The organism is Vibrio qingdaonensis (genome assembly GCF_026191675.1).
GTDB lineage: Bacteria > Pseudomonadota > Gammaproteobacteria > Enterobacterales > Vibrionaceae > Vibrio > Vibrio qingdaonensis.
Map to the genome: position 1 here is coordinate 72,320 of NZ_JAKRRY010000009.1, position 24,941 is coordinate 97,260.

Here is a 24,941-nt window from a genome sequence, read left to right on the forward strand (position 1 = left end):
AAGCGAGCATAGGCTCGCTTTATTTGTTTTTAGGATCAGCAATGGCACTTTATCAGCAATTTTCAAACGCTTTATCTGCGTCATTAATCGATAGCTCTAAGATTATTCTCGCGTTGAGTGGTGGTATGGACTCGCGCGTATTATTGCGATTGCTTGCTATTTATGCCAAGCAACACCCGACCCGACAATGTCTTGCGGTTCACATTCACCATGGGCTGAGTGATAACGCTGAGCGATGGCTAGCGGACTGTCAGCGTTGGGCTTCTGAAGAGGGAATTACGTTTGCGGCAGAGAGAGTGCAGCTTAGTCTTAGTGATAGAGAAAGTGTGGAAAAGGCTGCGCGCGACGCTCGATATCACGCGTTAGGACAATATGTTGAAGCGGATGATGTTTTATTAACAGGGCAGCATTTAGATGATCAAGCCGAGACGTTTTTACTGGCGCTAAAACGTGGGAGCGGACCGAAGGGGTTATCCTCAATGGCAGAGGATATGGCTTGGGGAAAAGGGCGTCTTGTTCGCCCTCTTTTGACAACTTCTCAATCGGCTATTGCCTCTTTTGCTCAGCAAGAAAAGCTTGAATGGGTCGTGGATGAGAGCAATGAGGATACGCGTTTCGATCGTAACTTTCTTCGTCATCAAGTGCTGCCTATTCTTAATCATCGTTGGCCGAGTTTTGCTCATGCTGTACATCGAAGTGCTCGTTTATGTGCACAGCAAGAAACGTTACTTCATGAAATGCTGCGCCCAGAGCTGGACGCGATGCTTGGCGCGTTGGGTGGACTATCCATATCAGCATTGACGCCCTTGTCCGCTGTGAAGCGTGATTATCTGTTGAGGCTATGGCTGGAGTTGTTGTCAGTCGCGCTTCCTAGTGAGCGGCAGTTACAGGTACTTTGGCAAGAAGTGGCCTGCGCCCAAGATGATGCGAATCCAGAGTTGAAGTTAACCTCAGGCTCTATAAGGCGCTTTGATGGGCAATTATATTGGGTTACTCATAGTCAAGATGTGTCGGGGAGTTCGCAATGTTGGGACTTATCGAGCAAGTTACCTTTACCCGATGATTTGGGAATGCTGCGTGTTATCAGTGCTACTCAACCGGCAACGATGACATTAAATCGCTCAGCGCTAACGGCGCCCGTCACGGTCACGTTTAATCCGGAAGGTCTCAGTGCTCATCCTCAGGGGCGCCGCGGTTCGCGGAAAATGAAAAAATTATATCAAGAGTACAGAATACCAAGTTGGCAGCGTCGCCGTTTGCCTATCTTAATGGCCAATGAGAAAGTGGTAGCGGTGGCTAACTTATTTGTCGATAAAGCTTTTTATGGTTCAGATTGTGAACTAATTTGGGACAAGTGAACCAATTTCATGTCACAATCGTAAGCATAATAAATCGCCAGATACGGGAAGGCGTCTCCGATAACTTGTTATCTGGTATATATGGAAATAGCAAAAAGGTAATGCAATGAATAAATTCGTGATAGGTGCAGCACTCGCTGTCAGTGTTTTGAGTGGAACCGCAGTAGCGGCTGACGTACAAGCAGGTAAGGCAAAAGCAGCGATTTGCGCCGCTTGTCACGGAGCCGATGGCATGGCTGTGATACCGGGTTATCCACACCTTAAAGGTCAGAACGAACAATATTTAGTGTCATCCATTAAGGCATACAAAAACAAAGATCGTAATGGTGGCTTAGCGGCAGTGATGCAAGCTCAGGCTTCTATGCTTAGCGATGAAGACATCGCTAATGTTGCCGCTTACTATGCAAGCTTGAAGTAATTATTACAAAAAATTCTAATCTAGAGCCCGAAGTTGTCCTTCGGGCTTTTTGTTTTGATTGATTGTTTTTACTGGCTACCAGATAATATCGACATAAAAGTGATGTAAGGGAAGAACATGAAAAAGATTGAAGCGATTATCAAACCTTTTAAGCTAGATGACGTACGTGAAGCGCTAGCAGAAGTGGGTATCACAGGTATGACGGTATCTGAAGTTAAAGGGTTTGGGCGTCAGAAAGGACACACCGAGCTTTACCGCGGTGCAGAGTATATGGTGGACTTCCTTCCTAAAGTGAAACTGGAGATTGTTGTCTCTAGCGATGTTGCGGACCAGTGTGTTGATACTATTATTGAAACCGCTCAGACGGGCAAAATTGGTGATGGTAAAATCTTTATTACCGATATCGATCGTGTAGTACGTATTCGTACTGGCGAGGAAGATGAAGACGCAATTTAATCCAATTCGGATACACTGTAAAAAGGAGTAGTTATCTACTCCTTTTTTTATTGGGAGGTCGTAACAAATGAAAGTGAAGTGGCTGATATGGGGAGTCTTTGTTGTCACCCTAATGATGTTCGGCGGTTTCCAGCTGATTTTTACTACGCGAGCTACCCCTGAAGTGACGTCCATTCATAGCGGTAACGTCGCCACAGAGCTTAAATGTTATCAAAGCGATAGTGCGCAAGCTATCGATGATGCCGGTAGGTTGAATATATTGGTTTGGAACATCTATAAGCAGAACCGTGAAAACTTATTGTCTGAGCTGGAACGTTTGTCTAAGGGTAAGCAGCTTGCGTTGTTGCAAGAGGCAAACCTCGACGCGTCTTTTTTGCAATGGCTAAAGGAATCCAGTTGGAGTGGCCAGCAAGCCAGCGCTTTTAAGGCCTTTGATGTGTCTGCAGGCGTGCTTAATCTTAGTACTCACATGCCGTCAATTGCGTGTGCTAATTTGCAAGTTGAACCATGGTTGCGCTTACCTAAATCGGGCTTATATGCAGAGTACGTATTAAGTAATGGGACAAAACTCATTACCGTAAATCTTCACTCTGTTAACTTTACGGTCGGGACTGAGGAATATCAGGCGCAGTTAGAGTCGTTTAAACAGGTGCTAATTAGCCATAAAGGTGCGCTGTTGATTGCTGGGGACTTTAATAGCTGGAGCGAGGAACGTCTTGAGGTTTTGCGCGGTGTGCTCAAAAAGTACCACATTAAAGAAGTGACCTTTAAAGATGATAACCGAAAGCGCTTTATTACTGGTTTGCCGCTAGACCATATTTTTTATCGCGGAATGACGCTATTGTCTTCATCCTCACCGCCATCCACGGCATCGGATCATAACCCCATGATGGCCGAGTTTCGTCTTGATTGATGAGTTGTGAGTAGCCCATAAAAAAACGGCCTAGATAGGCCGTTTTTGATTTTTCTTTAGTAATAGTGATGACTTATCTTTGTAAGATTAAGCGATTAAGCACTGGTTTTAGTGACATCAACATAAAGCTTGAGTTTTTGGCCAGGCTTTAAGTATCGCTGTTTTTCAAGACTATTCCATTTGACGACGTCATTAGTGCGAACATTAAATTTATGCGCAATGCCGCTGACGGTATCGCCACTTCTCACCGAATAAAATACCGTTCGAATGATGGCACCATTTGACTGGTCTTTCCAAATGACAATTTCTTGCCCAATACGAAGGGTATCTCTTGGTCCCATGCCGTTCCATTTTGCTAACGATTGATGAGACACTTTGTTGGCTTTTGCAATCGACCACAAACTATCACCACTGGCGACTTTATGGGTGATCTTGTAATTACCACGAGATGTTGACTGTGTCTTTGCTAGGCGGTTAGAGGCACTTAACGCGTAGATGTCATCATTTTTCGTTGAAGTCGGGACCAGTAAATACTGGCCAGCGCGAATGTTGTTATTTCTTAATCCGTTCGCTTTTTGAATGACTTTGGTCGTGGTTTGATGTTTTTGTGCAATCACGCTTAACGAATCCCCAGATTGAACCTTATAACGTACCAGGCGCATGCCTTTTCCGCGGTTTTTCTCTAATTCTTCTTGGAATTGCTCAACACTTGCTATTGGCAGTAGTAACGATTGTGGCCCTGATGGTGCCGTCGCCCATTGGTTATAGGCAGGGTTATAACCTTGCAATTCTTTCACTGAAATACCAGCATATTTTGCCGCGATGGCTAAATCGAGCTGCTCTTCTGGATCGATCAACTGTAATGCTGGTTGGTTTGGGATCGCAGGGATGTTGAGACCGTACTTTTCTTGATTGGCGAGTACGTCAGCTAGCGCAAGTAATTTAGGCACATAGCTGCTGGTCTCTTTCGGGAGATCAAGCGAGAAGAAATCAGTAGGTTTGTTGAGTTTTTTGTTTTTACGAATGGCGCTGTTTACACGTCCACCACCACTATTATAAGCCGCGATAGCATGATGCCAGTTACCATCAAAACGTTTATTAAGTTGCGTTAGGAAGTCTAATGCTGCGGTTGTCGAGGCGGTGACGTCTCTTCGTCCGTCATACCAATAGGTTTGCTCTAGTCCGAATGCTTTGCCTGTTGCGGGGACGAATTGCCATAAGCCTGCGGCACTGCCATGTGAATAAGCAAAGGCATCAAACGAACTTTCAACGACAGGTAGCAGTGCTAACTCTAAAGGCAGCCCACGCTTTTCAATTTCCTCGGTAATTAAATAAAGGAATGGCTGAGCGCGTTGTGAAACCGTTTTTAGGTGACTTGGGTGCTTGATGTACCACTGGCGATAGTAATCGACTTTAGCGTGGTCTGGCGTTGGCATTTTCAGCTGCATCGCAATACGCTTCCACACATCTTCTTGTTGCTGTGGGGTAAGGGCTTTAGGTTCCGCGACAGCAGGCTCAACAGAAACAGGTGTAGTGGTTGTAGTTTTGGCTGTTTCTGAAGGAGAGTTGGTCGGCTCTGTTGTGTTACTGCTTGAATCTGGCTGAGTCATTTGACACCCAGCCAGCAACAGGGCTAAGGCCCAACTGATTTTCTTATGCATACTCTTTACTACAAACGGTTACTTGAACGGTCGTGCATAATACTAATACGGTTGGTGCCAATACAAGCAGGAAAACGTTAAAATTCGTTTTTCCACTCACGCAATGCGGTAAAAGTAGACACAGGATCGTTGTTGATGGTTCTATTTGCAACGGATTTCATCACTTCTATTTGCTGGGTTCGCAAGAATGGATTGATGCGTTTTTCGATGGAAATAGAAGTGGGTAGGGTCGGAATGCCTTGCACTCGTTTCTTATTGGCTTGCTCTCGATAGTCATGAAGAAAAGCATTATGAGGCTCAATCGCCATGGCGAAGGCAAGATTACTTAGCGTGTACTCATGAGTGCAGTACACGTCAGTTTCTTCTGGCAGTAACGTGAGTTTTTGTAAAGAGTTGAACATTTGCTCCGGTGTGCCTTCAAAAATTCGACCACACCCGGCTGAAAATAACACATCACCACAAAATAGTTTTGCGTCGCCAACATAGCCAATGTGGTCGAGGGTATGCCCTGGTAAATCTAAGACTAAGAATTCTTCACCAAATAAGTGAATGCGGTGTCCTTCGGAGACTTGATGCGTTAAGTACGGAATAGCGTCGTTTTCTGGGCCTATTACGGTGAGATTAGGGTACTTGGTGACGAGTGCTTCAATACCATTAATATGATCCCAGTGATGATGGGTAATCATGATGGTGGTGAGTTCGAGCTGATTTTTTTCTAAATAGGCAATGACGGGTTCTGCGTCACCAGGATCGACAACAGCGCACAACTTCTGGTTATTTTGAATCAGCCAGATGTAATTATCATTAAATGCGGGTATGCTTTTGATATGTAACATTGTTGTTTCTCCAATTCACTTTGAGAGAGAGCGCGAAAATATGAAGCCAGCACGCAGCAAGAAAAAGCTCGACCATCCCCATTCTTGGGAAGAACTTGCCAACGGTCAATGGGTTTCTGAATCTATTCAGACTCGTTTGGATGAGTGGTGCCCAAAGCTTTTTGGTTATCATATGCTTAAACTCGGTGGCTTAAGCTGTGAGTTGACAAGCTGTAACTGCAATATACAGCATCAAGTTAATTTAGACGCTAAAAACCCACTGCACAATGTGATCGCTGATCGTTATGACTTACCTTTCTTAGAAAAAAGTTTTGATGCGGTGATTCTTGCTCACCAACTTGAGTACTGTGATGATCCCCATCGCTTATTGCGCGAGGTTGACCGCGTGATGATCGATGATGGTTATCTTATTATCACCGGGTTTAATCCGATTAGTTTTACCGGGCTTGCGAGCTTGATGCCTTGGAGACGCAACAACTTTCCATGGAGTGGACGTATGTTTACGCCCAATCGAATTCGTGATTGGTTAAGTGTACTTAACTATCAGGTGATCCACGCTGACACTTACGCGCTGTTTCCGATGAAGCGACATCGTACGATGTGGACATGGTTAGAGAGTAGTGTGGGAGACTGGGCTTCACCGATGGGGAGTTTGTACTTCATTGTTGCTCGAAAGCGGACGTATCCGCTGAAACCAATAAAGCCGCATTGGCAGTTAAAGAAAAAGCTCACGCCGGTGAGCTTGAATTATCGAACCGCCGATAAACGCAAGGCTAACTAGGCTGATAGCCTACATCGTCTTCGGTCGGGTTTTCAGCCCCATGTCTTGCCAGTTCATCACACATTTCATTTTCGCGGTGGCCAGCGTGCCCTTTGACCCAGCGCCAATCGACAGAATGGCGCGCGGTCTCTTCATCTAGCGCTTTCCAAAGGTCGGCATTTTTCACGGGTTTCTTGTCGGCGGTTTTCCAACCGCGCTTTTTCCAGTTGTGAATCCACTGTGTAATGCCTTGACGTACATACTGACTATCGGTGGTAAGAATGACATTGCACGGCTCTTTGAGTGTTTTAAGTGCCACGATGGTCGCCATCATCTCCATGCGATTGTTGGTTGTGAGCTGATAGCCTTTGGATAATTTTTTTTCAGTTTGTTTATAGCGCAGTACGATGCCATACCCGCCAGGTCCAGGATTACCTAAGCAAGATCCGTCCGTGAAAATTTCAACCTGTTTCGCCATGATTTGATACTATGTAGGTCTGTAACTTTATTTCTATAGTCTGACATACAAAACATCATGAATACCAGTCTCAATTCAGAACAACGCAGAATCATCGTACTCGATACGGAAACGACGGGTATGAACCGTGAAGGTGGTCCTCACTACCTAGGGCATCGAATTATAGAAATTGGTGCGGTTGAGATCATCAATCGAAAGTTCACCGGAAGGCACTTCCACGTTTATATCAAGCCCGATCGTCTGATCCAGCCTGATGCGATTGCCGTTCACGGTATTACGGACGAATTCTTATTAGACAAACCAGAATATAAGCAAATCCATGCAGAATTTCTTGAATTCATTGCTGGTGCTGAGCTGGTGGCTCACAACGCGCCCTTCGATGTGGGCTTCATGGACCTTGAGTTTTCCATGGTGGATACGAGCATTGGCAAAACGGAAGATCATTGCAAGGTTACCGATACCTTGGCAATGGCAAAGCGTATGGCCAACATGCCCGCCAGGAAAAACCTTGATTCCTTAGCGAAGCATTACACCATCGACACCTCTGCACGTATATTGCACGGCGCTTTACTCGATGCGGAAATTCTTGCTGACGTTTATTTAGCCATGACAGGTGGGCAGACGCACTTACAGTTTAATGCTAGCCAATCTGGGGACTCGGACTCAGAAATGATCAAAAGATTAACGACAGGACGAAAAGCGCTAAAGGTTTTGCATGCAACGGCCGATGAAATAGAAGCACATAATTCGCGCTTGGATATCGTAGCAAAAGGCGGTAACTGTTTGTGGCGTCAGTAGGAGAAAGGCATGCAGAGGATTTTCATAGCGTTTAGTCTGTGGTTGACGCTCATTGGGACAGCGATGGCCAATGAGTCTGCTATGTCATTTTTGGATAACCGATTTCGCGTGGACGAAACCGTCGAGCGAATTACGTTTCTTGTTTATCGCAAAGATAATTCTCGTCCGGTCACTTTAGTTCGCCCTGATGGCAGAAAATACTATGCTTGGAAACACCCTGCCAACGTGCATTGGATTGAAGAGCCTACCGCCGATATTGTGACGATTGAACGTCCGATGCCTGGTCCTTGGCAAGCCATTGGTAAAGTCACGCCGAAGAATAATATCCAACTAGTCTCTAAGCTGTCGTTAAAAGCGCAAACCCTGCCTGAGCGCCTGTACCAAGGTGAAAAGGTGAAATTTACTGCTCGTCTTCTCAGTGATGGGGCGCCGCTTATTATCGACAGCATTCTGACTCATGTGAATTTAAAAGTGGTCATGACACGCTACCTTGAGGAGCAAGAGGCCAAGGACTCCAAAGTAACACCTATTCCTATTGTTATCGGTGAGTTTTTCGATGATGGTGCTAGGCTCGATGAGCGTTCTGGAGATGGTATCTTTACCGTTGAACTTCCTATTACCATCGAGCCGGGTAAGTATAATGTGCGAATTACCACGGGTAATGGTGTATTTCTTCGGGCGTTAGAGCAAGAGGTGTTTGTCTATCCGACCCCGTTTGTCACTCGCTTTATACAAGGTGATGAAAACTCTCCTCATCAACTATTACTGCGTGGGGAAGCGGCCACTATCGAAGCTGGCAGTTTGGCGACATCAATTGAGTTGATCTCTCCTAGTGAGAGTGAGCAGGTTGTGCAAGCTCAAGCGGATGGCAGTGAGATGGAAGTGACGTCACTGTTTACCGATCTTAATGAAGTGGGAACCTATCATTGGTCTGGGCATGTTTATGCCGATGAGGCGGTGACAGAGCGCGAGCTCGTCTTTGATTTACCTAGTCGCTCATTTAGTGTGGTGGGAGCGATTGACCTGAACAAAGCACAAGAATTGCAAGAGGCAGCTCGAGAAGCGAAGAAGAAAGCACAGCAAGAAGCGCAAATCGCGCAACATCGAGCAGAGGTAAAACAGCGTGCGCTTATTGCGATTGTGGTTGGTAATACGGTATTGCTGCTGGTGGGTGCGTTGGTATGGTGGATTGTCAGACGAAAACGGGCAATACGTGCGGTGACCCCTGAAATGCAGCTGAAGATGCCAAGCTAACCGGTAAGGGCGCGCTGCGGTCGACTCCGTGGTGTATGGAACAAAAAATGCCAACCGTGTGGTTGGCATTTTATTATGATTATGAAACTAGGCTAATCTCTATCTTCAACTAACCCCTATCTTCAACTAAACCTCTATCTTCAACTTCCTCTCTATCGCGGTTTATGCCACTTCCTCCATGGCTGGATAGACTGGCTTTGCTGCGAGTTCCTCTGATGCGAAGTCGTCGACATTAATGGTATAGAGACGATGAGCTTCCGCTGTTTTTAATACCATCGCTTCGTCTTGGCCAATAATGCCTTTTTCTAAACCGATTTCAGCGACGCTATCGAGGTTCGTGAATGGGCGACGTTGACCTAACTCTTTGCATATTTTATTGAAAATAGGTTCGGCTTTTAATACCACTTCTAAAGCAAGTTCAATACGACCAGCAGGGTTAAACTCCGTCGGTTCTAAGTATTGACCGCGGCCAAGGCGGCTACGTGCACCGCAAGGCGTTTGAAGGATTCGCGCCACCTGGCTATCGAGTTTATCCGACGGGGCGACTCTCACCGTGCCAAACGGTAAAACCACAACGCGTAACAAGCGACCAATAGTTTTATTTGGGAAGTTGGTTAAAAAGTCGTCCAAAGCTTGTTCGGTTTGTTTCAAACTATCTTGTAGACCCCAGTGCATCAATGGTAGGTCTTCACTTTGACGACCTTCGTTATCAAAACGTTTAAGTGCTGCCGTGCTCAAATACAATTGGCTCAAAATATCACCGAGACGAGCAGAGAGGCGTTCTTTGCGTTTTAGTGAGCCGCCTAGCACTGCCATCGAGACGTCTGATAGCAAGGCAAGGTTGGCACTGTAACGGTTAAGCTGTTGATAGTATCGTTTTGTGGCATCTTTATGAGGGGTATCTGAACCACGACCATCGGTCATTCCTAACCACAAACTGCGAATGAAGTTACTAATGGCAAATGACACGTGTCCAGCTAGCGCTCGGTCAAAGTTTGAGACGGCGCTGCCCTGCGTTGAGTAGGCGGCTTCCATTTCTTTTAGGACATAAGGGTGACAACGAATCGCACCTTGCCCGTAAATGATCATTGAACGTGTCAGGATATTCGCGCCTTCTACGGTAATCGCAATTGGTGCACCTTGGTAGCCTCGTGCCAGGAAGTTTGATGGACCAAGACAGACGCCTTTACCGCCAACAATGTCCATTGCATCGATAATGGCGCGCTGACCTCGGTGCGTACAGTGGTACTTAACAATGGCAGAAATCACCGATGGTTTTTCACCCAAATCGATACCTGTGACCGTTAGACTGCTTGCCGCGTCCATCACGTAAGCATTACCTGCAATACGTGCTAATGGCTCTTCAATCCCTTCCATATGGCCGATAGGCTGTTTAAATTGACGACGGATACGTGCGTAGGCTCCTGTCGCTAATGCCGCTGTTTTGATGCCACCAGTGGAGTTTGAAGGCAGGGTAATACCACGACCGACTGACAGACACTCAACTAACATGCGCCAGCCTTGACCGGCCATCTTAGGCCCCCCAATGATGAAATCGAGAGGAACGAAAAGAGACTGCGCTTTAGTCGGACCATTTTGGAACGGCAGATTTAATGGGAAATGACGATTACCGATTTCCACACCTTTAAGGTCGGTAGGGATCAGCGCACAGGTGATCCCTAAATCAGTTTTGTCTCCAATTAGACCATCGGGATCTCTAAGCTTAAAAGCCAACCCTAGAACCGTTGCCACGGGGGCTAATGTGATATAGCGCTTGTTCCATGTGAGATTCATCCCCAAGACTTCTTTACCTTCCCATTGACCCTTGCACACAACGCCAAAGTCAGGGATAGATCCTGCATCGGAGCCAGCCTCTGGACTTGTTAATGCAAAGCATGGAATTTCTTTGCCGACAGCGAGACGAGGCAAGTAATAATCTTTTTGTTCTTCAGTTCCATAATGTTGCAATAATTCACCTGGACCCAGTGAATTAGGGACACCAACGGTAGAGGATAGGACGCTGGATACACCGGTTAGTTTTTGTAGTACCAGTGATTGAGCGTAAGCGGAAAATTCTAACCCACCGTATTGTTTCTTAATGATCATGGCGAAAAATTTATGATCTTTTAGGTACTGCCAAACGTCGGCAGGAAGATCGGCAAGTTCGTGAGTGACTTGATAATCGTTGACCATCGCACAGACTTCGTTGACTGGCCCATCTAAAAAATCTTGCTCTTCTTGACTCAGCTTAGGTGCGCTGATGTGTTGCAGCGTTTGCCAATTTGGTTTGCCTTTGAATAACTCAGCTTCCCACCATACCGTACCAGCATCGAGTGCTTCTTTTTCTGTTTGAGACATCGCTGGCAGCACTTTCTTAAAAAGTGCGAGTGCTTTTTCTGATACGAGTGTTTGACGTATCGCTGGAACACAAGTTACCGCGATGAGTAACACATAGACACTCCATGCAATAAAGCCAAAAGTGCCAAGTAGTGTTCCTATTGCCATAGCTGCAGAAACAAGTAAAAGAGATTTTGCTAACGATGCACGTTGATAAAAGCTAACGCCAACCGCTCCGAGCAATATGACAGTAGAGAGCAAGATGTCCATGATGGTTCCTTTATCTGGGTATAGTTATTGGATTTTTGGTGTTGTTATTGGGTTTATGACGCCTCTCTATAAGTACAAATAGTAAAGGCAGGAGGTCGTACCAGTTGTTATTGTAAACTAATTATTGCGAAAATGTAAAATTTGAAAGTGTTGGTTATCACAGAATAAGGATATGGTGAGTATTGTCTTGAGGAAGTTTTGAATGGATTAACATAAAAAATTGATGATGTGGAGCCGATTGAACTGTGATGGCTATCGACAGTCTCTCTGATTTATAGGTACACTCAAGTTAATCGATAACAACCGAACCTATCGGTGCAACAAAGAGAAGAGCCCTATGTACCAAGATCTGATTAAAAGTGAATTAAGCGAAGCAGCAGATGTCTTGAATGCGTTTTTAAGTGATGACGATAACATCGCAAAAATTGAAGCTGCAGCAAAAATGATAGCGGCGTCGTTTAAGCAAGACGGTAAGGTTTTATCTTGTGGTAATGGCGGTTCTCATTGTGATGCGATGCATTTTGCTGAAGAACTGACAGGGCGCTATCGTGAAAACCGTCCAGGTTATGCCGGTATTGCAATTTCTGACGTGAGTCACCTTTCTTGTGTGAGTAACGACTTTGGGTATGAGTATGTCTTTTCGCGTTATGTTGAAGCCGTAGGGCGCAAAGGGGATGTTCTGTTTGGTCTGTCTACCTCAGGTAATTCTGGTAATATTCTTAAAGCGATTGAAGCGGCAAAAGAGAAAGGCATGACGACCATTGCCTTGACTGGCAAAGATGGTGGAAAAATGGCCGGATTAGCGGACATTGAAATCCGTGTGCCACATTTCGGCTATGCTGATCGAATTCAAGAGATTCATATTAAAATTATCCATATCATCATTCAGTTGATTGAAAAAGAAATGGAATAGTTGCTGTATCCAGCGGCGAACAATAGAACAATAGAACAATAGGTTATGGAGAATAAGGAACGTAATGTGTGAATTGCTTGGCATGAGCGCCAATGTGCCAACGGACATCTGTTTTAGCTTTACTGGTTTGATTCAGCGAGGCGGAAATACAGGTCCTCATAAGGATGGATGGGGAATTACTTTCTATGAAGGGAAGGGCTTTAGAACGTTTAAAGACCCAAACCAGAGTTGTGATTCGCAGATTGCTGAGTTAGTGCAAAGTTACCCGATAAAAAGCCGAGCGGTGGTGAGTCACATTCGTCAGGCCAATCGTGGTCAAGTGAACTTAGAAAATACGCACCCTTTTACTCGAGAGCTTTGGGGACGCTATTGGACATTTGCACACAATGGTCAATTGAGTGATTACCGGAGTTTGAAGACCGGACGTCATCGCCCAGTCGGTGAAACGGACAGTGAACTGTCGTTTTGTTGGTTGCTCAATACGTTGGAAAGCCGTTTTCCTGAGCCGCCACAAGATATGATGGCTATGTTTGCTTATGTGGCGGAGTGTTGCGATGAGTTACGTCAGTTTGGTGTCTATAACATGATGCTGAGTGATGGTGAGTTTGTCATGACATTCTGTACTAATCATCTGTATTGGATTACTCGCAAAGCGCCTTTTGGTAAGGCAACGTTATTGGATGAAGATGTCACCATTAACTTCCAAATGGAGACCACGCCGAATGATGTGGTTTCAGTGATTGCTACGCAGCCGTTAACCGGCAATGAGACTTGGCATCGAATGAAGCCAGGAGAGTTTAACCTGTTTCATTTTGGTGAGTTGGTATTGAGCAATTCTGAGCAATTGAAGGATGTTCCATACGCGGCAGCAAAACCCGCGAGTCAGGCACCGACGGAGCCGTTATAGCGCAAGTGATATTGAATGCCAATTTTGATTGTTTTCTTAATTGAGTTCATTGAAATAGTGGCAGCATTAAAAAAGCGAGTGTTAACAACACTCGCTTTTTTGTATCTGCATTTTGCTAGTTAAAGCTGTGCTTTGTTATTGATCAGCGTAACCTTGAACACCAAGCTCTTGGCCATCAAGTATCGCTTTGCTGCCATCCATAGACAGGCGATCTTCGACAAACCATTTTACGACTAATGGGTAAATTTGGTGCTCTTGGGTTTGAATTCGTTGTTCTAGAATTTCCACCGTGTCGTTATCAAATACTGGCACCTTCGCCTGTAAGATGATCGGCCCACCGTCCAACTTTTCAGTGACGAAGTGGATGCTAGTACCATGATGCTCATCGCAGTTATCAATGGCGCGTTGATGCGTATTGAGACCTGGATATTTTGGTAATAGTGAAGGATGAATATTGATCATTCTCCCCATATAGTGGCGCACAAATTCACCACTCAAAATACGCATGTAACCAGCGAGTACCAATAAATCAGGGTTATGCACGTCAATGCGGCGCATAAGCTCGGCATCGAAGGCTTCTCGTGATTCACTGGCTTTTGGATCAAGGAACTCAGCTTCGGCACCGGCTTTTCTTGCCCGCTCTAAAGCAAAGGCTGATTCTTTATTCGAGAATACAGCGCGCACTTTTGCGTTGGTGATCGACGTTTCACAAGCATCAATAATCGCTTGTAAATTCGTGCCATTCCCTGAAACTAAAACAACGATATTCTTCATGAATTACTTGATCTCTACTTGCTCTTCACCAGCTTCGGCAGTTGCGATCTCACCAATCACCCAAGCGTTTTCACCTTCAGCTTGTAGCAAAGCTACCGCAGCGTCAGCTTGTTCTTTTGGAAGCGCGACAACAAGACCTACGCCACAGTTAAATGTACGGTACATTTCAAATGTTTCGACATTGCCTTTCTCTTGTAGCCAGTTGAAGATAGCAGGCCATTCCCAGCTCTTACCGTCGATAACCGCTTTCGTTCCTTCAGGAAGTACGCGAGGGATGTTTTCCCAGAAGCCGCCGCCTGTGATGTGAGAAATAGCATGAATGTCATGCTCTGCGATCATTTTCAATGCCGACTTGATATAGATTTTTGTTGGTTCTAGTAGGTGCTCGCCAATGGTGCGCTCACCTAGAATTTCATTTTTGTCTGCGCCTGATACTTCAAGCACTTTGCGGATCAAAGAGTAGCCATTTGAATGCGGGCCACTTGAACCTACAGCAATGAGGGCATCACCTGCCGCCACTTTTGTGCCATCAATGATGTCTGCTTTTTCTACGACACCAACACAGAAGCCAGCAACATCGTAGTCATCACCTTCATACATGCCAGGCATTTCAGCGGTTTCACCACCAATGAGTGCACAGCCTGCTTGAACACAGCCTTCAGCAATACCAGAAACAACATCTGCAGCCGTATCAACGTCTAACTTGCCTGTCGCATAGTAATCTAAGAAAAATAGCGGCTCACCACCTTGAACGATAAGATCGTTCACACACATGGCGACTAAGTCGATACCAATGGTGTCGTGTTTTTTCAGGTCTAGTGCAAGGCGAAGTTTTGTGCCGACACCATCAGTACCTGAAACCAATACAGGCTCTTTGTATTTAGTTGGCAGCTCACATAAAGCACCAAATCCACCGATGCCTCCCATTACTTCAGGGCGACGAGTGCGCTTAACTGCGCCTTTAATACGGTCAACTAACGCGTTACCTGCATCAATGTCTACACCAGCGTCTTTATAGCTTAGGGAAGTGTTGTTTCCGCTCACGGGACAGTCCTCGATAAATAATTGGAAGTGAAAAGCGGCGCTATTCTAACAGGGGTTTACGTAAAAAGGAAAACGTTTGCGTAAGAAAATTTAAACTATTTTTTAAGGTACGGTTTAACAAGAATAAGCAGGATTAGATCAAACTTTTCTGTGGAAAGTTGCCTTTAATGACGAAACTCAACTGAAATAAGCCGATAAAGCATGTATAATTTTGGCGTTTTGTAAAAATTGCCGGAGTTGGACATGAAAGTTGTTGAAGTTAAACACCCACTTGTTAAGCACAAACTTGGTTTGATGCGCGAAGGGGACATCAGCACAAAGCGTTTTCGTGAGCTTGCGACTGAAGTTGGTAGCTTGCTGACTTATGAAGCAACTGCAGATTTTGAGACTGAAAAAGTCACAATTGAAGGTTGGAATGGTCCCGTTGAAGTGGATCAGATTAAAGGTAAAAAAGTCACGGTTGTTCCAATTCTTCGTGCTGGTCTAGGTATGATGGATGGCGTTCTTGAGCATATGCCAAGTGCACGTATTAGTGTTGTTGGTGTTTACCGTGATGAAGAAACACTTGAGCCAGTGCCTTACTTTAACAAACTAGCATCAAACATGGACGAGCGTATTGCGCTAGTTGTGGATCCAATGCTAGCAACGGGTGGTTCAATGATCGCCACTATCGATCTTCTTAAAGAGAAAGGTTGTAAGTCGATTAAAGTACTTGTACTAGTTGCAGCGCCGGAAGGTATTGAAGCGCTAGAGAAAGCGCACCCTGAGGTGGAGCTTTACACTGCTGCTATCGATGAATGCTTGAACGACAAAGGTTACATTGTTCCGGGTCTTGGTGACGCGGGTGATAAAATCTTCGGTACACTGTAATTCCGAGCGGCGATAATTAAGTCATTCGTTACTTAGATTACGATTGAATTGGTGATTAAAAAGGCTGACATCATGTCAGCCTTTTTTTTGTCTATAGCGTTTTAGTCTTCCATTTGTGCGTTATCAACGACCTTGTTTTCACCTAGGTCATGAGGCAGAACAAGATTCAAGATAATCGCGACGATACCACATAAGCTCACGCCTTGAAGGCTGAAATCGCCAATACCAAAAGCCATACCGCCAATACCGAATACCAGAGTAATCGCAACAATTACCAGGTTGCGTGACTTATGAAGGTCGACATTGTTCTTAATTAATGTATTGAGGCCGACCGTCGCGATTGAGCCAAAGAGTAAGATCATTATGCCGCCCATAACCGGGACCGGAATCGTTTGTAGCACTGCCCCGAGTTTTCCAACCAGCGCAAGTACAATTGCCGTTACCGCTGCCCACGTCATAATGACAGGGTTGAATGCTTTAGTGAGCATTACTGCCCCTGTCACTTCGCTATAGGTGGTGTTAGGTGGCGCGCCCATCATTGATGCTGCGATTGTTGCAACCCCGTCACCCGCGATAGTGCGGTGTAAACCTGGTTTTTTAAGGTAATCTTTTCCAGTTACATTGGAAATAGCCAGCATATCACCGACATGCTCTACTGCAGGAGCAATAGCCACTGGTAGCATAAACAGGATGGCATTGATGTTGAATTCAGGTGCGGTAAAGTTAGGAAGGGATAACCACGCGGCCTGAACGACAGGGCTAAAATCAACCACGCCAAAAATAAGGCTGGTGATGTAACCTGCTAGGATACCGCTCACGATAGGAAGTAGCTTAAGGAAGCCTTTAGAAAAAACGCTCACGCCTACGGTGACTAGCAGTGAGATAGCAGAGATCCACAGCGATGCATCAGCTGCGATAAGCTGAACACTACCGTCACTGGTTTTACCCAGCGCCATATTAACAGCAACAGGTGCAAGGCCAAGGCCGATCACCATAATGACTGGACCAACGACCACGGGAGGCAGTAGTTTATGAATGATCGCGACGCCGCGCACTTTGATGAGTACGCCCATTAAGACGTAAACCACCCCGGCTGCCATTAGACCCCCCATGGTCGCCCCCACGCCCCATGTCTGAATACCAAACATGATTGGAGCGATGAACGCAAAAGAAGAAGCAAGGAAAATGGGTACGCTGCGTTTAGTTATCAGTTGGAAAAGAAGGGTACCAACGCCGGCGCCAAATAGGGCAACGTTAGGGTCAAGCCCTGTTAGCAAAGGGACAAGAACTAAGGAACCAAATGCAACGAACAGCATTTGCGAACCTTGAAGAATTGTTTTCATTATTTAATATTCCAAGCAAGTCATAAGCACACCCAACCGCAGTCAGGCAAATTCGCGCGATAGTATCACTTTGTAATCGATTACTTAATGATCTTGGTAAATAAATCCGCTTTATTGTTACAAATATCTCAATACTTGCTGTGCTATTCTATCTGTGGGTGTCGAGATCGCCTTGTGCTTGGATAATTTAACCAAACCTTGAAGCAGTCTGCTTGCTCCTGTCCTCATGTTTGCTTATTATTCCGACTTATATCTTTGTTATTTAGGATTCCTATGCGTTATTTTGCTTGGTTGTTGGTTGGATTATGTTCGTTACCAGCGTATGCGTTGACTAAAGTTGATATTTACTCAACTCAAATTGCGGTGAATACGGAAGAACCAAACGCCGATGAAATTGCACGTCAGCAGGGAATGCTAGAGGTGCTTGTGCGTGCTAGTGGTGACGCGAGTGTTGCGTCAAATAGTGTCGTTAAAAAAGCACTGGGCCAGAGCTCTCGGTATATTTCTCAGCTTGGCTATACTCAAGTTGATGGTCAGCAAGCGTTAAACATGAAGTTTAATAGCAATCAAATTGATGTGTTATTACAACAAGCTGAATTGACATCTTGGCCAGCAGAGCGCAGTAACATCATGGTATGGCTAGTTGAAGATAATGGTTACGATCGTACCATCACGTGGGAACATAGTAACTCTGCAATGGCGACTCAGTTGCGTGCTGAGGCGAAAAAGCGTGGCTTACCATTAACGTTTCCTGTTGGGGACTTTGATGATATGACCGGTATCCAGTCGACTGACTTATGGGGTGGCTTTGTTAGCTCAATAGGACAGGCGACGATGCGTTACCCTGTTGATGCCGTGATGGTGATCAAAGCGGATGGTCGCCAGCTACGTTGGTCTTTATATGATCAATCTCCTGCTAGTATGGGTAAAACACAGATTGCTCCCATTACCGGTGGCACATCTGGAGAGCAAGCGGCGCAAAGCGTAATTGCTCAAGTGAGTGATTACTACGCATCGAAAAATACCTCAGTCGTCAGTGGTGACAGTGCGGGTACCGTAACTGTCGCTTTTAATGGTCTAGCGAACGCCGATGCTTTCTTTACCTTAGAGCGCGCGTTAGGTCGACTTGCCTCGACGGCTCGTGTCGATGTGGCAGAAATTCGTGGCAATAATGTTATCGTCCGTGTGGCGTTATTAGGTTCTATCGACTCTTTTGAGCAAGAAGTACTTAAGCTTGGTTTAGTTAAGAAAGTTGAAGTGGTTGAAGAGGTTGCTGAAGAGGTACTTGAAGCCGCTGAACCGAAGCAACTGCCAGAGACTTCAGCATTGGTATCAGCGGAAGAGACGCTTCAAACCCCTAATGAAGCGGGTGCAAATGTTTCTGATGTTAATGTATCTGATGGCTTAGAGTCGTCTACAACCGACTCTTCGGCAGAGACTGCTAGCGATGATAAAACGGCGTCGGGGTTAATCTCAAAACCTAAGCTTGTATTTGAGTGGTTGTACTAACGTCGCGTTGGTCATATTAATGACAGACAGCAAATAATAAAAAAGGAGGCTCAGCCTCCTTTTTTATTGGTTATTGTTTCTTTTCAAAGGTTTCTTTTTCTTTTTTCTCAACGCTGGATAGGCGCGGTAATCTTAGCCCCATTTCTTTCCCTTTGACTCTGGCATAAAGCGTATTGCCGATGAAAGTGAGTGTCGTGAGCAGTAACTCTATCGCCGCTAACCAACGTTCACCTTCATCGGTGTATAACAAAGTAAAGGCGTGTAAGAAATAGAGCATGAGCATGAAGTTAGCCCATGCATGCGTATAAGGTTTACCAGCAAGGATACCGGGTAAAGGCAGCAGTAGTGGAATCGCCCATGCGACGGTAATGGCAAGCGCATTAACGTGCGGGTGAGGCGAAAGGGTGCTGTGCCATAAAACGACCCATGTGAGTAATGCTAAGTTGGTAAACAGAGCAAAGTAGCGAACGTAGTGAACTTTTGGTTGCAATCGTGTCATGTCCATTATGATTGTTTTAGTTGTTGTGCCATAGTCGCCAAACGCTTGCCGAGTGCGAGCGATAGCGTGGCTTCTTCTGCTGTCAATTGGTTGCTGTCATTGGCAACATGAGAGGCGCCGTATGGGGTGCCGCCAGAGGTAGTGGTGTGGAGTAAAGGCTCGCTGTAGGGGATCCCCATGACGAGCATTCCATGGTGCAACAATGGCAGTAGCATTGACTGCTGCACGGTTTCTTGCCCGCCGTGTAAGCTGGATGATGAAGTAAACACACAGGCAGGTTTATCAATAAGTGAACCACTGATCCACAAGCTCGAGGTTTGATCCCAAAAGTGTTTCAATGGTGCTGCCATGTTACCAAACCAGACTGGACTTCCCATTGCCAGACCGTCGCATTGCTTCAAGTCATTGAGTGTTGCGAAGGCGTCACTAGCTTCACTTTGGGTGGTGTTGAGTTCTTCAACCGTCCTTAATATCGCCTCACAGCCTGCGACACTCTCCACTCCTCTCGCGATCGCGCGGGCTAAGTGGCGAGTGCTACCGTGTCGGCTGTAGTACAGCACTAAAATACGGCAAGGCACTATATAATCTCAAGCACTTGCTCTGGTGGACGTCCGTGTTTGGCTTTGCCATTGCTCACGACAATTGGACGTTCAATAAGTTTTGGGTTTTCAAACATTGCTTGAAATAATTGCTCATCAGTGATTGTTGTATCGGCTAGATTGAGTGATTTATAAAGATCTTCTTTGGTTCTCATCATGGCACGAACACTGTCTAGCTCAAGCTGTTTAAACAGTGTCTTTAGCTCGCTGACACTAGGTGGCGTATCGAGGTATTTCACGACATCGGCTTGAATGCCTTTTTCTTCCAGTAGCGCTAACGTTTGGCGGCTTTTAGAACAGCGAGGGTTGTGAAAAATAGTGACTGACATGTAGATTCCTTTTTATTGTAGTGCCATAAAACGGTCTCGTTGAACCAGTAGCTGGTCTATTCGAGCGTCATAGCGGGCTTGTTTTAAACTTCCTAACTCGGCAATTTGGCTAGCTTGTGAGTAGAGCTGTATCGCCTTATCCCATTGCGCATTGAGTGCCATAATTTCGCCACGCGCCGCCAAATCACCATCACTATTACTCAATTTAATATGAGCTTCAGAGAGTAAGTGCCAACCATTGGTATCATCGGGGTGATCATGGGTGTAGCGCTGTAATACTTGAACGGTTTGCTCTAATTGGTCACTTTCTAGTAATGCATTGGCATAGTTGAGAGTAATAACCGGGTTATTGGGTTTGGTCTTTAAGGCTTTTTGCATCAGCTGCACCGACTTCTCAGGCTTACCTTGTGCAATATAAAGATCGGAAGCGGCATCAAGATAGAAGTTATCGTTTGGTCTTGATTTAAGCAGTTTTGTTAAAATAGCTTCGGATTTATCGAGCTGATTATTATCTAAATAAACGAGTGCTTTACCGTACTCAAAAGAGTCTTTAATGGCAGGGTCAGCTTTCTTTGCTGTGCGCTCGAACCAATCTAACGCCGCACTTTGTTTTATGTTGGCGTAGCGGGCAACAACCCTTGCTCTTGCTAGGTGATAATCAATAGAAGGCAATACGCGCAATGGTGGGTAGTTTTGCGCACGTGCTCGCGTATCGGTAATACGATCTTCGGGTAATGGGTGAGTCAGTAGCATGGGTGGCGGTTTGCTGGCATAGCGATAGTCATCAGCAAGTCGGCCAAAGAAACGAGGCATGTCATTCACATCAAATTTAGCCCGAGCCAACGTCGCGATGCCAAAACGGTCTGCTTCTTTTTCATTACTTCGCGTGTAGTTAATGGACGCTTGCATTGATCCTGCGGTCGTTGCTGTTAGCGCCGCCATACCAGCTTGAGGAGAGGCAATCGCCAGTAGTAATGACCCTACGAGCGCTGCGACCGTAGCGGGTGACCGTCGTGCCTCGTCTTCCATTCTTCGCGCGAGGTGGCGTTGAGTGACGTGGGCAATTTCGTGCGCCATCACAGAGGCAAGTTCGCTTTCCGTGTGGGCGTGAAGAAATAAGCCAGTATGTAAGGCGACATGACCACCAAAAAAGGCGAAGGCATTAATGTTGCGGTCACGAATCATAAAAAAGGTGAACGGCGTTTTTACGTCATTGGCACTGGATACTAAGCGATGCCCAATAGAGTCAACATACTCATTCATTACCGGGTCGTTGACGATTGGCGAACTTGCTCTCAGCATTCGCATATAGGCGTCACCATAGATGATTTCTTGATCTATGGTTAATGTGGCGCCTGCTGCCGTACCAATTTCAGGCAAATCCGCCTCTGCATAGGTGACTTGCGGCACACCTAGGGCTGTCGCAACACATAGGCAAACTAAAGAACGGGCGCGTTTTAACATACTGATTCAAGTAACTCCTGTGATTTGGTAGTTTTGACCATTAATGTTGAGCTTGGTTTCCTACCTTTTTCCATATCGCCTTCATTTTTGCATATGGCTTAATGATAAGGAAGCACTTAACGCTTTATCCCCCTTGCTATTAACGGATGAGTACCGGCACGGAAGGGGAGTTGGCCTTATTATTTTTGTGTATAAATGCTGCTACATACATTGATAATTGTGAATGAAAAGCAATGTGCGATAGCGCCGAATCGTTAAAATGTTACTATAGAACCACCTAGCTCAAGTTGTTAATAGATGAATGGCGATTCAAACCTTAGATCTTTGTCAAGAGCGTTGCCCTATGTCACTTCTATTAGTGAAACGTTCTTTTAAGCCCTTAGGGCTTGACGAACAGTTACATGTTCAATTAACAGATGAGAGCTCAATAAGAGATATACTCAACTATCTTATGATGCAAAATGCCGACGTAGATTGCTCAAAAGCAGGGAACGTCACCACACTTACGGTCAGTAAACAGGAAAATTTGTAGATGCTAGATATGATTCGTCGTTGGTACAAACGACGCTTTTCCGATCCAGAGGCGGTGAGCCTCGTCCTTATATTGCTATTTGGCTTTATCACCATCTACTTTTTTGGTTATTTGATCGCACCTCTACTTGTTGCCATTGTTCTGGCGTATTTATTGGAGTGGCCGGTAAGTCAGTTATGCCGAATTGGACTGCCCAGAACCGTATCGGTAGTCGGGGTCATTTTATTATTCATTAGTTTAATGTTGCTGGCTATTTTTGGTTTGGTGCCAACGATTTGGAATCAAGTGGGTAACTTAATTAACGACGTGCCTAACATGTATGCAGGGATGCAGAAATTTGTTGTCGAGATCCCTAAGCGCTACCCCGATCTTGCTGAAATTCACCTAGTCGAGTCGGTGATGACCAACCTTAAGAATAAGGTCTTGATGTTGGGTGAAAATGTGGTGAAAGGATCGCTTGCCTCTTTAGTTAGTCTCGCAGCATTAGCCGTATATTTGATACTTGTTCCGCTATTGGTTTTCTTCTTATTGAAAGATAAAGAAGAAATGGTGGGAATGGCGAGTGGCGTGTTACCGCGTAATCGCCGCTTAGCGAATGAAGTTTGGGTTGAAATGAATCAGCAGATTTCAAACTATATCCGCGGTAAGGTACTAGAAATACTGATTGTTGGTAGTGTCAGTTACATTACTTTTGCAATTTTAGACTTACGTTATTCGGTGTTGTTGGCTGTGCTGGTCGGGTTCTCAGTGTTGATTCCATACATTGGCGCTGCGGCGGTCACCGTACCTGTCGCCATTGTTGGGCTATTCCAGTGGGGGCTCACGCCACCGTTTTACTGGTTGTTGCTGGCTTATGGCATCATCCAAGCCTTAGATGGTAACGTTTTAGTGCCAGTGCTGTTCTCTGAAGCCGTTAACTTACACCCTGTGGCGATTATCGTCGCTGTGTTGGTTTTTGGTGGGTTGTGGGGTTTTTGGGGCGTATTTTTCGCGATACCGTTGGCAACGTTGGTAAAAGCGGTGTGGAATGCGTTACCAAGTCATGAAGAACCTAGGACATCAACCTAGCGTTACGCAGATATACGTTAGGGTAGAGTGTTTTATTCACACAAAAACGCCTCGCAAATGCGAGGCGTTTTTGTGATTTTTAGCCGGTACGCTAGGCGTTGTCGTTCAAGTAATCTAAAACAACGTCATGGTGAGTCTTGGTTTTGAACTTGTTGAAAACATGTTCAATCACACCATCTTCATTAATCAGGAAGCTAATGCGGTGTAGCCCATCGTAAACTTTGCCCATGAACTTTTTCTCGCCCCAGACGCCAAATTGGTCTGCAGCAATGTGCTCTTCGTCAGATAGTAAGGTGAAATTAAGGTTATCACGCTCAATAAATTTACCTAAACGCTTAACAGGATCGATACTGGCGCCTAGCACGACGACATTATGTTCAGCCAGCTGAGATTGAATATCGCGTAAGCCTTGGGCTTGTACAGTACAGCCTGGTGTCATTGCTTTCGGATAAAAATAAAAGAGAATCTTTTTACCTTTAAAGTCGCCCAACGAGACGGTATTGCCGTCTTGGTCGAGAAGGCTAAAGTTTGGTGCTGGTGAGCCAGCCGTCAGCGTATTCATGTTGATTCCTTTGAAGTGATTATTTTTATAGGTAATTGACTTATAACTTATTGCTACTAATGAAGTTAAGAGATCCACGTACTGACAAGCTTTGGCACAGCGCATCAAACTCTTCTTGTAGCTGCATTAGGTTGCAGTTTTCTTCGACATTGGCGCTAAGGGCAATCTGGAATTGGTCAATATCTGTTCCAGCTCGCTCTTTAATAATGGTTTGCGCGCTTAATGAGGCAAGGCCAATGTCACGGTCTGCAAAAAACTGCGTAAATTTCTCGGTTAGACCGACACGGTCCTCTGATTCAACAAAGACTTCGACGGTATATTGATTCGTGAGGAGATCATGCTTAGAGGTACGCTTCATCATGGTGATGAGATCATGCTCTTGGCCAAGTAGCGGTAGCGTTGTTTCAACGCGAGTAATGTGACTGCTGTTGCCGGAGATCAGCATAATCAGGGTAAACTCATTGCCAAACATAGCAATGCGGCTATCGACGATATTACATCCTGACTGGGTGACAAGGTGTACCAATTCGTTGCAAATCCCTGGGCGATCGGTACCAACGGCGGTAATGACTAAGTATTGATTCATAGCGAGACTTCTATTCCATGTTTGTTGATATGGTAGCACAACTCAAATTAAAGCTCTTGTGGTTGCTGTAATGAAAACCACGGATATTTTTTTGTCGAAACCGCTCTCTAATGTCATCTTAAATGTTGTTAAAGGAAGCGAGTTTTGTCAACGCGACCTTCGTACATTCGTTATATTAGGCGTTGGTCTACTGAGGTAACCTCGGTATATGGCGGTTACCCAAGATATTCTGGCTAAATTTGACGATTGGTTGACACCGATATTCACCAAAAGCGCATCTTATACGTGCCTCATATCTGAAATCTGTAATTAATCATTCACTTCTTTATGGGAACTGTTTTTAATCTCTTGTGTTTATCAATATCATTACAGTACCATGCAAGAAGTATCAATTTAGGGAGAT

General features: G+C 45.3%; 26 protein-coding genes. 13 read left to right on the forward strand and 13 right to left on the reverse strand.

Annotated features, from left to right (window positions below; translation table 11 throughout):
• Positions 1-41 precede the first annotated feature (41 nt).
• From tilS to MD535_RS09020, 4 genes are all read left to right on the forward strand, one after another.
• Positions 42-1,358, forward strand: a complete 1,317-nt coding sequence (gene tilS / locus MD535_RS09005) for a tRNA lysidine(34) synthetase TilS (RefSeq protein WP_265674530.1) — start codon at positions 42-44, stop codon at positions 1,356-1,358.
• A gap of 106 nt (positions 1,359-1,464) precedes the next feature.
• Positions 1,465-1,776, forward strand: a complete 312-nt coding sequence (locus MD535_RS09010; RefSeq protein ID WP_265674531.1) for a c-type cytochrome — start codon at positions 1,465-1,467, stop codon at positions 1,774-1,776.
• A gap of 117 nt (positions 1,777-1,893) precedes the next feature.
• Positions 1,894-2,232, forward strand: a complete 339-nt coding sequence (glnB, locus tag MD535_RS09015) for a nitrogen regulatory protein P-II (protein ID WP_250618351.1) — start codon at positions 1,894-1,896, stop codon at positions 2,230-2,232.
• 67 nt (positions 2,233-2,299) lie between these two features.
• On the forward strand, positions 2,300-3,145 hold the full coding sequence (locus tag MD535_RS09020) for an endonuclease/exonuclease/phosphatase family protein (RefSeq protein WP_265674532.1): 846 nt from the start codon (positions 2,300-2,302) through the stop codon (positions 3,143-3,145).
• A 95-nt stretch (positions 3,146-3,240) separates the two neighbouring features.
• Here the strand turns inward: MD535_RS09020 and MD535_RS09025 are convergent, their stop codons facing one another.
• Both MD535_RS09025 and gloB read right to left on the reverse strand, forming a co-directional pair.
• Complete coding sequence (locus tag MD535_RS09025; protein ID WP_265674533.1) at positions 3,241-4,806, reverse strand: lytic transglycosylase; 1,566 nt, start codon at positions 4,804-4,806, stop codon at positions 3,241-3,243.
• Positions 4,807-4,883: 77 nt separating this feature from the next.
• Entirely contained in the window at positions 4,884-5,642 is a 759-nt protein-coding gene (gene gloB / locus MD535_RS09030; protein WP_265674534.1) for a hydroxyacylglutathione hydrolase, read from the reverse strand.
• Between the two features lie 40 nt (positions 5,643-5,682).
• On the opposite strand from gloB, the gene MD535_RS09035 reads away from it, so the two are divergent.
• A complete protein-coding gene (locus MD535_RS09035; RefSeq protein WP_265674535.1) occupies positions 5,683-6,423 on the forward strand; it encodes a class I SAM-dependent methyltransferase in 741 nt (246 codons plus the stop codon).
• Here the strand turns inward: MD535_RS09035 and rnhA are convergent.
• Complete coding sequence (gene rnhA, locus MD535_RS09040; protein WP_265674536.1) at positions 6,416-6,880, reverse strand: ribonuclease HI; 465 nt, start codon at positions 6,878-6,880, stop codon at positions 6,416-6,418. The two genes, MD535_RS09035 and rnhA, sit on opposite strands and share 8 nt — an antisense overlap.
• A 57-nt stretch (positions 6,881-6,937) precedes the next feature.
• Between rnhA and dnaQ the strand changes: the two genes are divergently transcribed.
• Together dnaQ and MD535_RS09050 are read left to right on the forward strand one after the other, a co-directional pair.
• Positions 6,938-7,678 carry a DNA polymerase III subunit epsilon gene (gene dnaQ, locus MD535_RS09045; RefSeq protein ID WP_265674537.1) on the forward strand — a complete coding sequence of 247 codons (741 nt, stop codon included), beginning with the start codon at positions 6,938-6,940 and terminating at the stop codon, positions 7,676-7,678.
• Positions 7,679-7,687: 9 nt separating this feature from the next.
• A complete protein-coding gene (locus tag MD535_RS09050) occupies positions 7,688-8,932 on the forward strand; it encodes a TIGR03503 family protein (RefSeq protein WP_265674538.1) in 1,245 nt (414 codons plus the stop codon).
• A gap of 162 nt (positions 8,933-9,094) precedes the next feature.
• Here MD535_RS09050 and fadE read toward each other — a convergent pair whose 3' ends face one another.
• Complete coding sequence (gene fadE / locus MD535_RS09055; RefSeq protein WP_265674539.1) at positions 9,095-11,539, reverse strand: acyl-CoA dehydrogenase FadE; 2,445 nt, start codon at positions 11,537-11,539, stop codon at positions 9,095-9,097.
• Positions 11,540-11,876: 337 nt separating this feature from the next.
• On the opposite strand from fadE, the gene lpcA reads away from it, so the two are divergent.
• Entirely contained in the window at positions 11,877-12,452 is a 576-nt protein-coding gene (lpcA, locus tag MD535_RS09060) for a D-sedoheptulose 7-phosphate isomerase (RefSeq protein ID WP_265674540.1), read from the forward strand.
• Between the two features lie 64 nt (positions 12,453-12,516).
• Positions 12,517-13,359: a class II glutamine amidotransferase gene (locus MD535_RS09065; protein WP_265674541.1), complete on the forward strand. Its 843-nt coding sequence runs from the start codon at positions 12,517-12,519 to the stop codon at positions 13,357-13,359.
• 135 nt (positions 13,360-13,494) lie between these two features.
• Here MD535_RS09065 and purN read toward each other — a convergent pair whose 3' ends face one another.
• Both purN and purM read right to left on the reverse strand, forming a co-directional pair.
• Positions 13,495-14,133 carry a phosphoribosylglycinamide formyltransferase gene (gene purN, locus MD535_RS09070; RefSeq protein WP_265674542.1) on the reverse strand — a complete coding sequence of 213 codons (639 nt, stop codon included), beginning with the start codon at positions 14,131-14,133 and terminating at the stop codon, positions 13,495-13,497.
• A gap of 3 nt (positions 14,134-14,136) precedes the next feature.
• A complete protein-coding gene (gene purM, locus MD535_RS09075; protein WP_265674543.1) occupies positions 14,137-15,177 on the reverse strand; it encodes a phosphoribosylformylglycinamidine cyclo-ligase in 1,041 nt (346 codons plus the stop codon).
• A gap of 243 nt (positions 15,178-15,420) precedes the next feature.
• On the opposite strand from purM, the gene upp reads away from it, so the two are divergent.
• Complete coding sequence (gene upp, locus MD535_RS09080; RefSeq protein WP_265674544.1) at positions 15,421-16,047, forward strand: uracil phosphoribosyltransferase; 627 nt, start codon at positions 15,421-15,423, stop codon at positions 16,045-16,047.
• A gap of 101 nt (positions 16,048-16,148) precedes the next feature.
• Here upp and MD535_RS09085 read toward each other — a convergent pair whose 3' ends face one another.
• Positions 16,149-17,390, reverse strand: a complete 1,242-nt coding sequence (locus MD535_RS09085; RefSeq protein WP_265674545.1) for a uracil-xanthine permease family protein — start codon at positions 17,388-17,390, stop codon at positions 16,149-16,151.
• 273 nt (positions 17,391-17,663) lie between these two features.
• Between MD535_RS09085 and MD535_RS09090 the strand changes: the two genes are divergently transcribed.
• Positions 17,664-18,899 carry a DUF2066 domain-containing protein gene (locus MD535_RS09090; protein ID WP_265674546.1) on the forward strand — a complete coding sequence of 412 codons (1,236 nt, stop codon included), beginning with the start codon at positions 17,664-17,666 and terminating at the stop codon, positions 18,897-18,899.
• 70 nt (positions 18,900-18,969) lie between these two features.
• On the opposite strand, the gene MD535_RS09095 is transcribed toward MD535_RS09090, so the two are convergent.
• From MD535_RS09095 to bepA, 4 genes are read right to left on the reverse strand one after another with little or no spacing between them, the layout of a single operon-like run.
• Positions 18,970-19,398, reverse strand: a complete 429-nt coding sequence (locus MD535_RS09095; protein ID WP_265674609.1) for a DUF2069 domain-containing protein — start codon at positions 19,396-19,398, stop codon at positions 18,970-18,972.
• Positions 19,399-19,403: 5 nt separating this feature from the next.
• Complete coding sequence (wrbA, locus tag MD535_RS09100) at positions 19,404-19,976, reverse strand: NAD(P)H:quinone oxidoreductase (protein ID WP_265674547.1); 573 nt, start codon at positions 19,974-19,976, stop codon at positions 19,404-19,406.
• The gene (arsC, locus tag MD535_RS09105; protein WP_265674548.1) at positions 19,976-20,326 is read right to left on the reverse strand and encodes an arsenate reductase (glutaredoxin); all 351 of its coding nucleotides are present in this window, start codon (positions 20,324-20,326) and stop codon (positions 19,976-19,978) included. Before arsC ends, wrbA begins: the two co-directional genes overlap by 1 nt.
• Positions 20,327-20,338: 12 nt before the next feature.
• The gene (gene bepA / locus MD535_RS09110) at positions 20,339-21,790 is read right to left on the reverse strand and encodes a beta-barrel assembly-enhancing protease (RefSeq protein ID WP_265674549.1); all 1,452 of its coding nucleotides are present in this window, start codon (positions 21,788-21,790) and stop codon (positions 20,339-20,341) included.
• Positions 21,791-22,091: 301 nt separating this feature from the next.
• On the opposite strand from bepA, the gene MD535_RS26300 reads away from it, so the two are divergent.
• A complete protein-coding gene (locus tag MD535_RS26300) occupies positions 22,092-22,322 on the forward strand; it encodes a sulfurtransferase TusA family protein (RefSeq protein WP_390902912.1) in 231 nt (76 codons plus the stop codon).
• On the forward strand, positions 22,323-23,390 hold the full coding sequence (locus MD535_RS09115) for an AI-2E family transporter (protein WP_265674550.1): 1,068 nt from the start codon (positions 22,323-22,325) through the stop codon (positions 23,388-23,390). It abuts the gene before it with no gap.
• Between the two features lie 91 nt (positions 23,391-23,481).
• On the opposite strand, the gene bcp is transcribed toward MD535_RS09115, so the two are convergent.
• Positions 23,482-23,952 carry a thioredoxin-dependent thiol peroxidase gene (gene bcp / locus MD535_RS09120; protein ID WP_265674551.1) on the reverse strand — a complete coding sequence of 157 codons (471 nt, stop codon included), beginning with the start codon at positions 23,950-23,952 and terminating at the stop codon, positions 23,482-23,484.
• A gap of 40 nt (positions 23,953-23,992) precedes the next feature.
• On the reverse strand, positions 23,993-24,538 hold the full coding sequence (locus MD535_RS09125) for a glycine cleavage system protein R (protein ID WP_265674552.1): 546 nt from the start codon (positions 24,536-24,538) through the stop codon (positions 23,993-23,995).
• Positions 24,539-24,941 lie beyond the last annotated feature (403 nt).

Bases quoted from the DNA above. Each gene is read 5' to 3' on its own strand.
- MD535_RS09035 (WP_265674535.1), top strand. From the start codon at position 5,683: ATGAAGCCAGCACGCAGCAAGAAAAAGCTCGACCATCCCCATTCTTGG.
- arsC (WP_265674548.1), bottom strand. From the start codon at position 20,326: ATGTCAGTCACTATTTTTCACAACCCTCGCTGTTCTAAAAGCCGCCAA.
- MD535_RS09115 (WP_265674550.1), top strand. From the start codon at position 22,323: ATGCTAGATATGATTCGTCGTTGGTACAAACGACGCTTTTCCGATCCA.
- MD535_RS09025 (WP_265674533.1), bottom strand. From the start codon at position 4,806: ATGCATAAGAAAATCAGTTGGGCCTTAGCCCTGTTGCTGGCTGGGTGT.
- glnB (WP_250618351.1), top strand. From the start codon at position 1,894: ATGAAAAAGATTGAAGCGATTATCAAACCTTTTAAGCTAGATGACGTA.
- MD535_RS09065 (WP_265674541.1), top strand. From the start codon at position 12,517: ATGTGTGAATTGCTTGGCATGAGCGCCAATGTGCCAACGGACATCTGT.
- gloB (WP_265674534.1), bottom strand. From the start codon at position 5,642: ATGTTACATATCAAAAGCATACCCGCATTTAATGATAATTACATCTGG.
- MD535_RS09050 (WP_265674538.1), top strand. From the start codon at position 7,688: ATGCAGAGGATTTTCATAGCGTTTAGTCTGTGGTTGACGCTCATTGGG.
- rnhA (WP_265674536.1), bottom strand. From the start codon at position 6,880: ATGGCGAAACAGGTTGAAATTTTCACGGACGGATCTTGCTTAGGTAAT.
- lpcA (WP_265674540.1), top strand. From the start codon at position 11,877: ATGTACCAAGATCTGATTAAAAGTGAATTAAGCGAAGCAGCAGATGTC.
- bepA (WP_265674549.1), bottom strand. From the start codon at position 21,790: ATGTTAAAACGCGCCCGTTCTTTAGTTTGCCTATGTGTTGCGACAGCC.
- bcp (WP_265674551.1), bottom strand. From the start codon at position 23,952: ATGAATACGCTGACGGCTGGCTCACCAGCACCAAACTTTAGCCTTCTC.
- MD535_RS09085 (WP_265674545.1), bottom strand. From the start codon at position 17,390: ATGAAAACAATTCTTCAAGGTTCGCAAATGCTGTTCGTTGCATTTGGT.
- dnaQ (WP_265674537.1), top strand. From the start codon at position 6,938: ATGAATACCAGTCTCAATTCAGAACAACGCAGAATCATCGTACTCGAT.
- MD535_RS26300 (WP_390902912.1), top strand. From the start codon at position 22,092: ATGGCGATTCAAACCTTAGATCTTTGTCAAGAGCGTTGCCCTATGTCA.
- MD535_RS09125 (WP_265674552.1), bottom strand. From the start codon at position 24,538: ATGAATCAATACTTAGTCATTACCGCCGTTGGTACCGATCGCCCAGGG.
- tilS (WP_265674530.1), top strand. From the start codon at position 42: ATGGCACTTTATCAGCAATTTTCAAACGCTTTATCTGCGTCATTAATC.
- MD535_RS09095 (WP_265674609.1), bottom strand. From the start codon at position 19,398: ATGACACGATTGCAACCAAAAGTTCACTACGTTCGCTACTTTGCTCTG.
- upp (WP_265674544.1), top strand. From the start codon at position 15,421: ATGAAAGTTGTTGAAGTTAAACACCCACTTGTTAAGCACAAACTTGGT.
- fadE (WP_265674539.1), bottom strand. From the start codon at position 11,539: ATGGACATCTTGCTCTCTACTGTCATATTGCTCGGAGCGGTTGGCGTT.
- MD535_RS09020 (WP_265674532.1), top strand. From the start codon at position 2,300: ATGAAAGTGAAGTGGCTGATATGGGGAGTCTTTGTTGTCACCCTAATG.
- MD535_RS09090 (WP_265674546.1), top strand. From the start codon at position 17,664: ATGCGTTATTTTGCTTGGTTGTTGGTTGGATTATGTTCGTTACCAGCG.
- MD535_RS09010 (WP_265674531.1), top strand. From the start codon at position 1,465: ATGAATAAATTCGTGATAGGTGCAGCACTCGCTGTCAGTGTTTTGAGT.
- purN (WP_265674542.1), bottom strand. From the start codon at position 14,133: ATGAAGAATATCGTTGTTTTAGTTTCAGGGAATGGCACGAATTTACAA.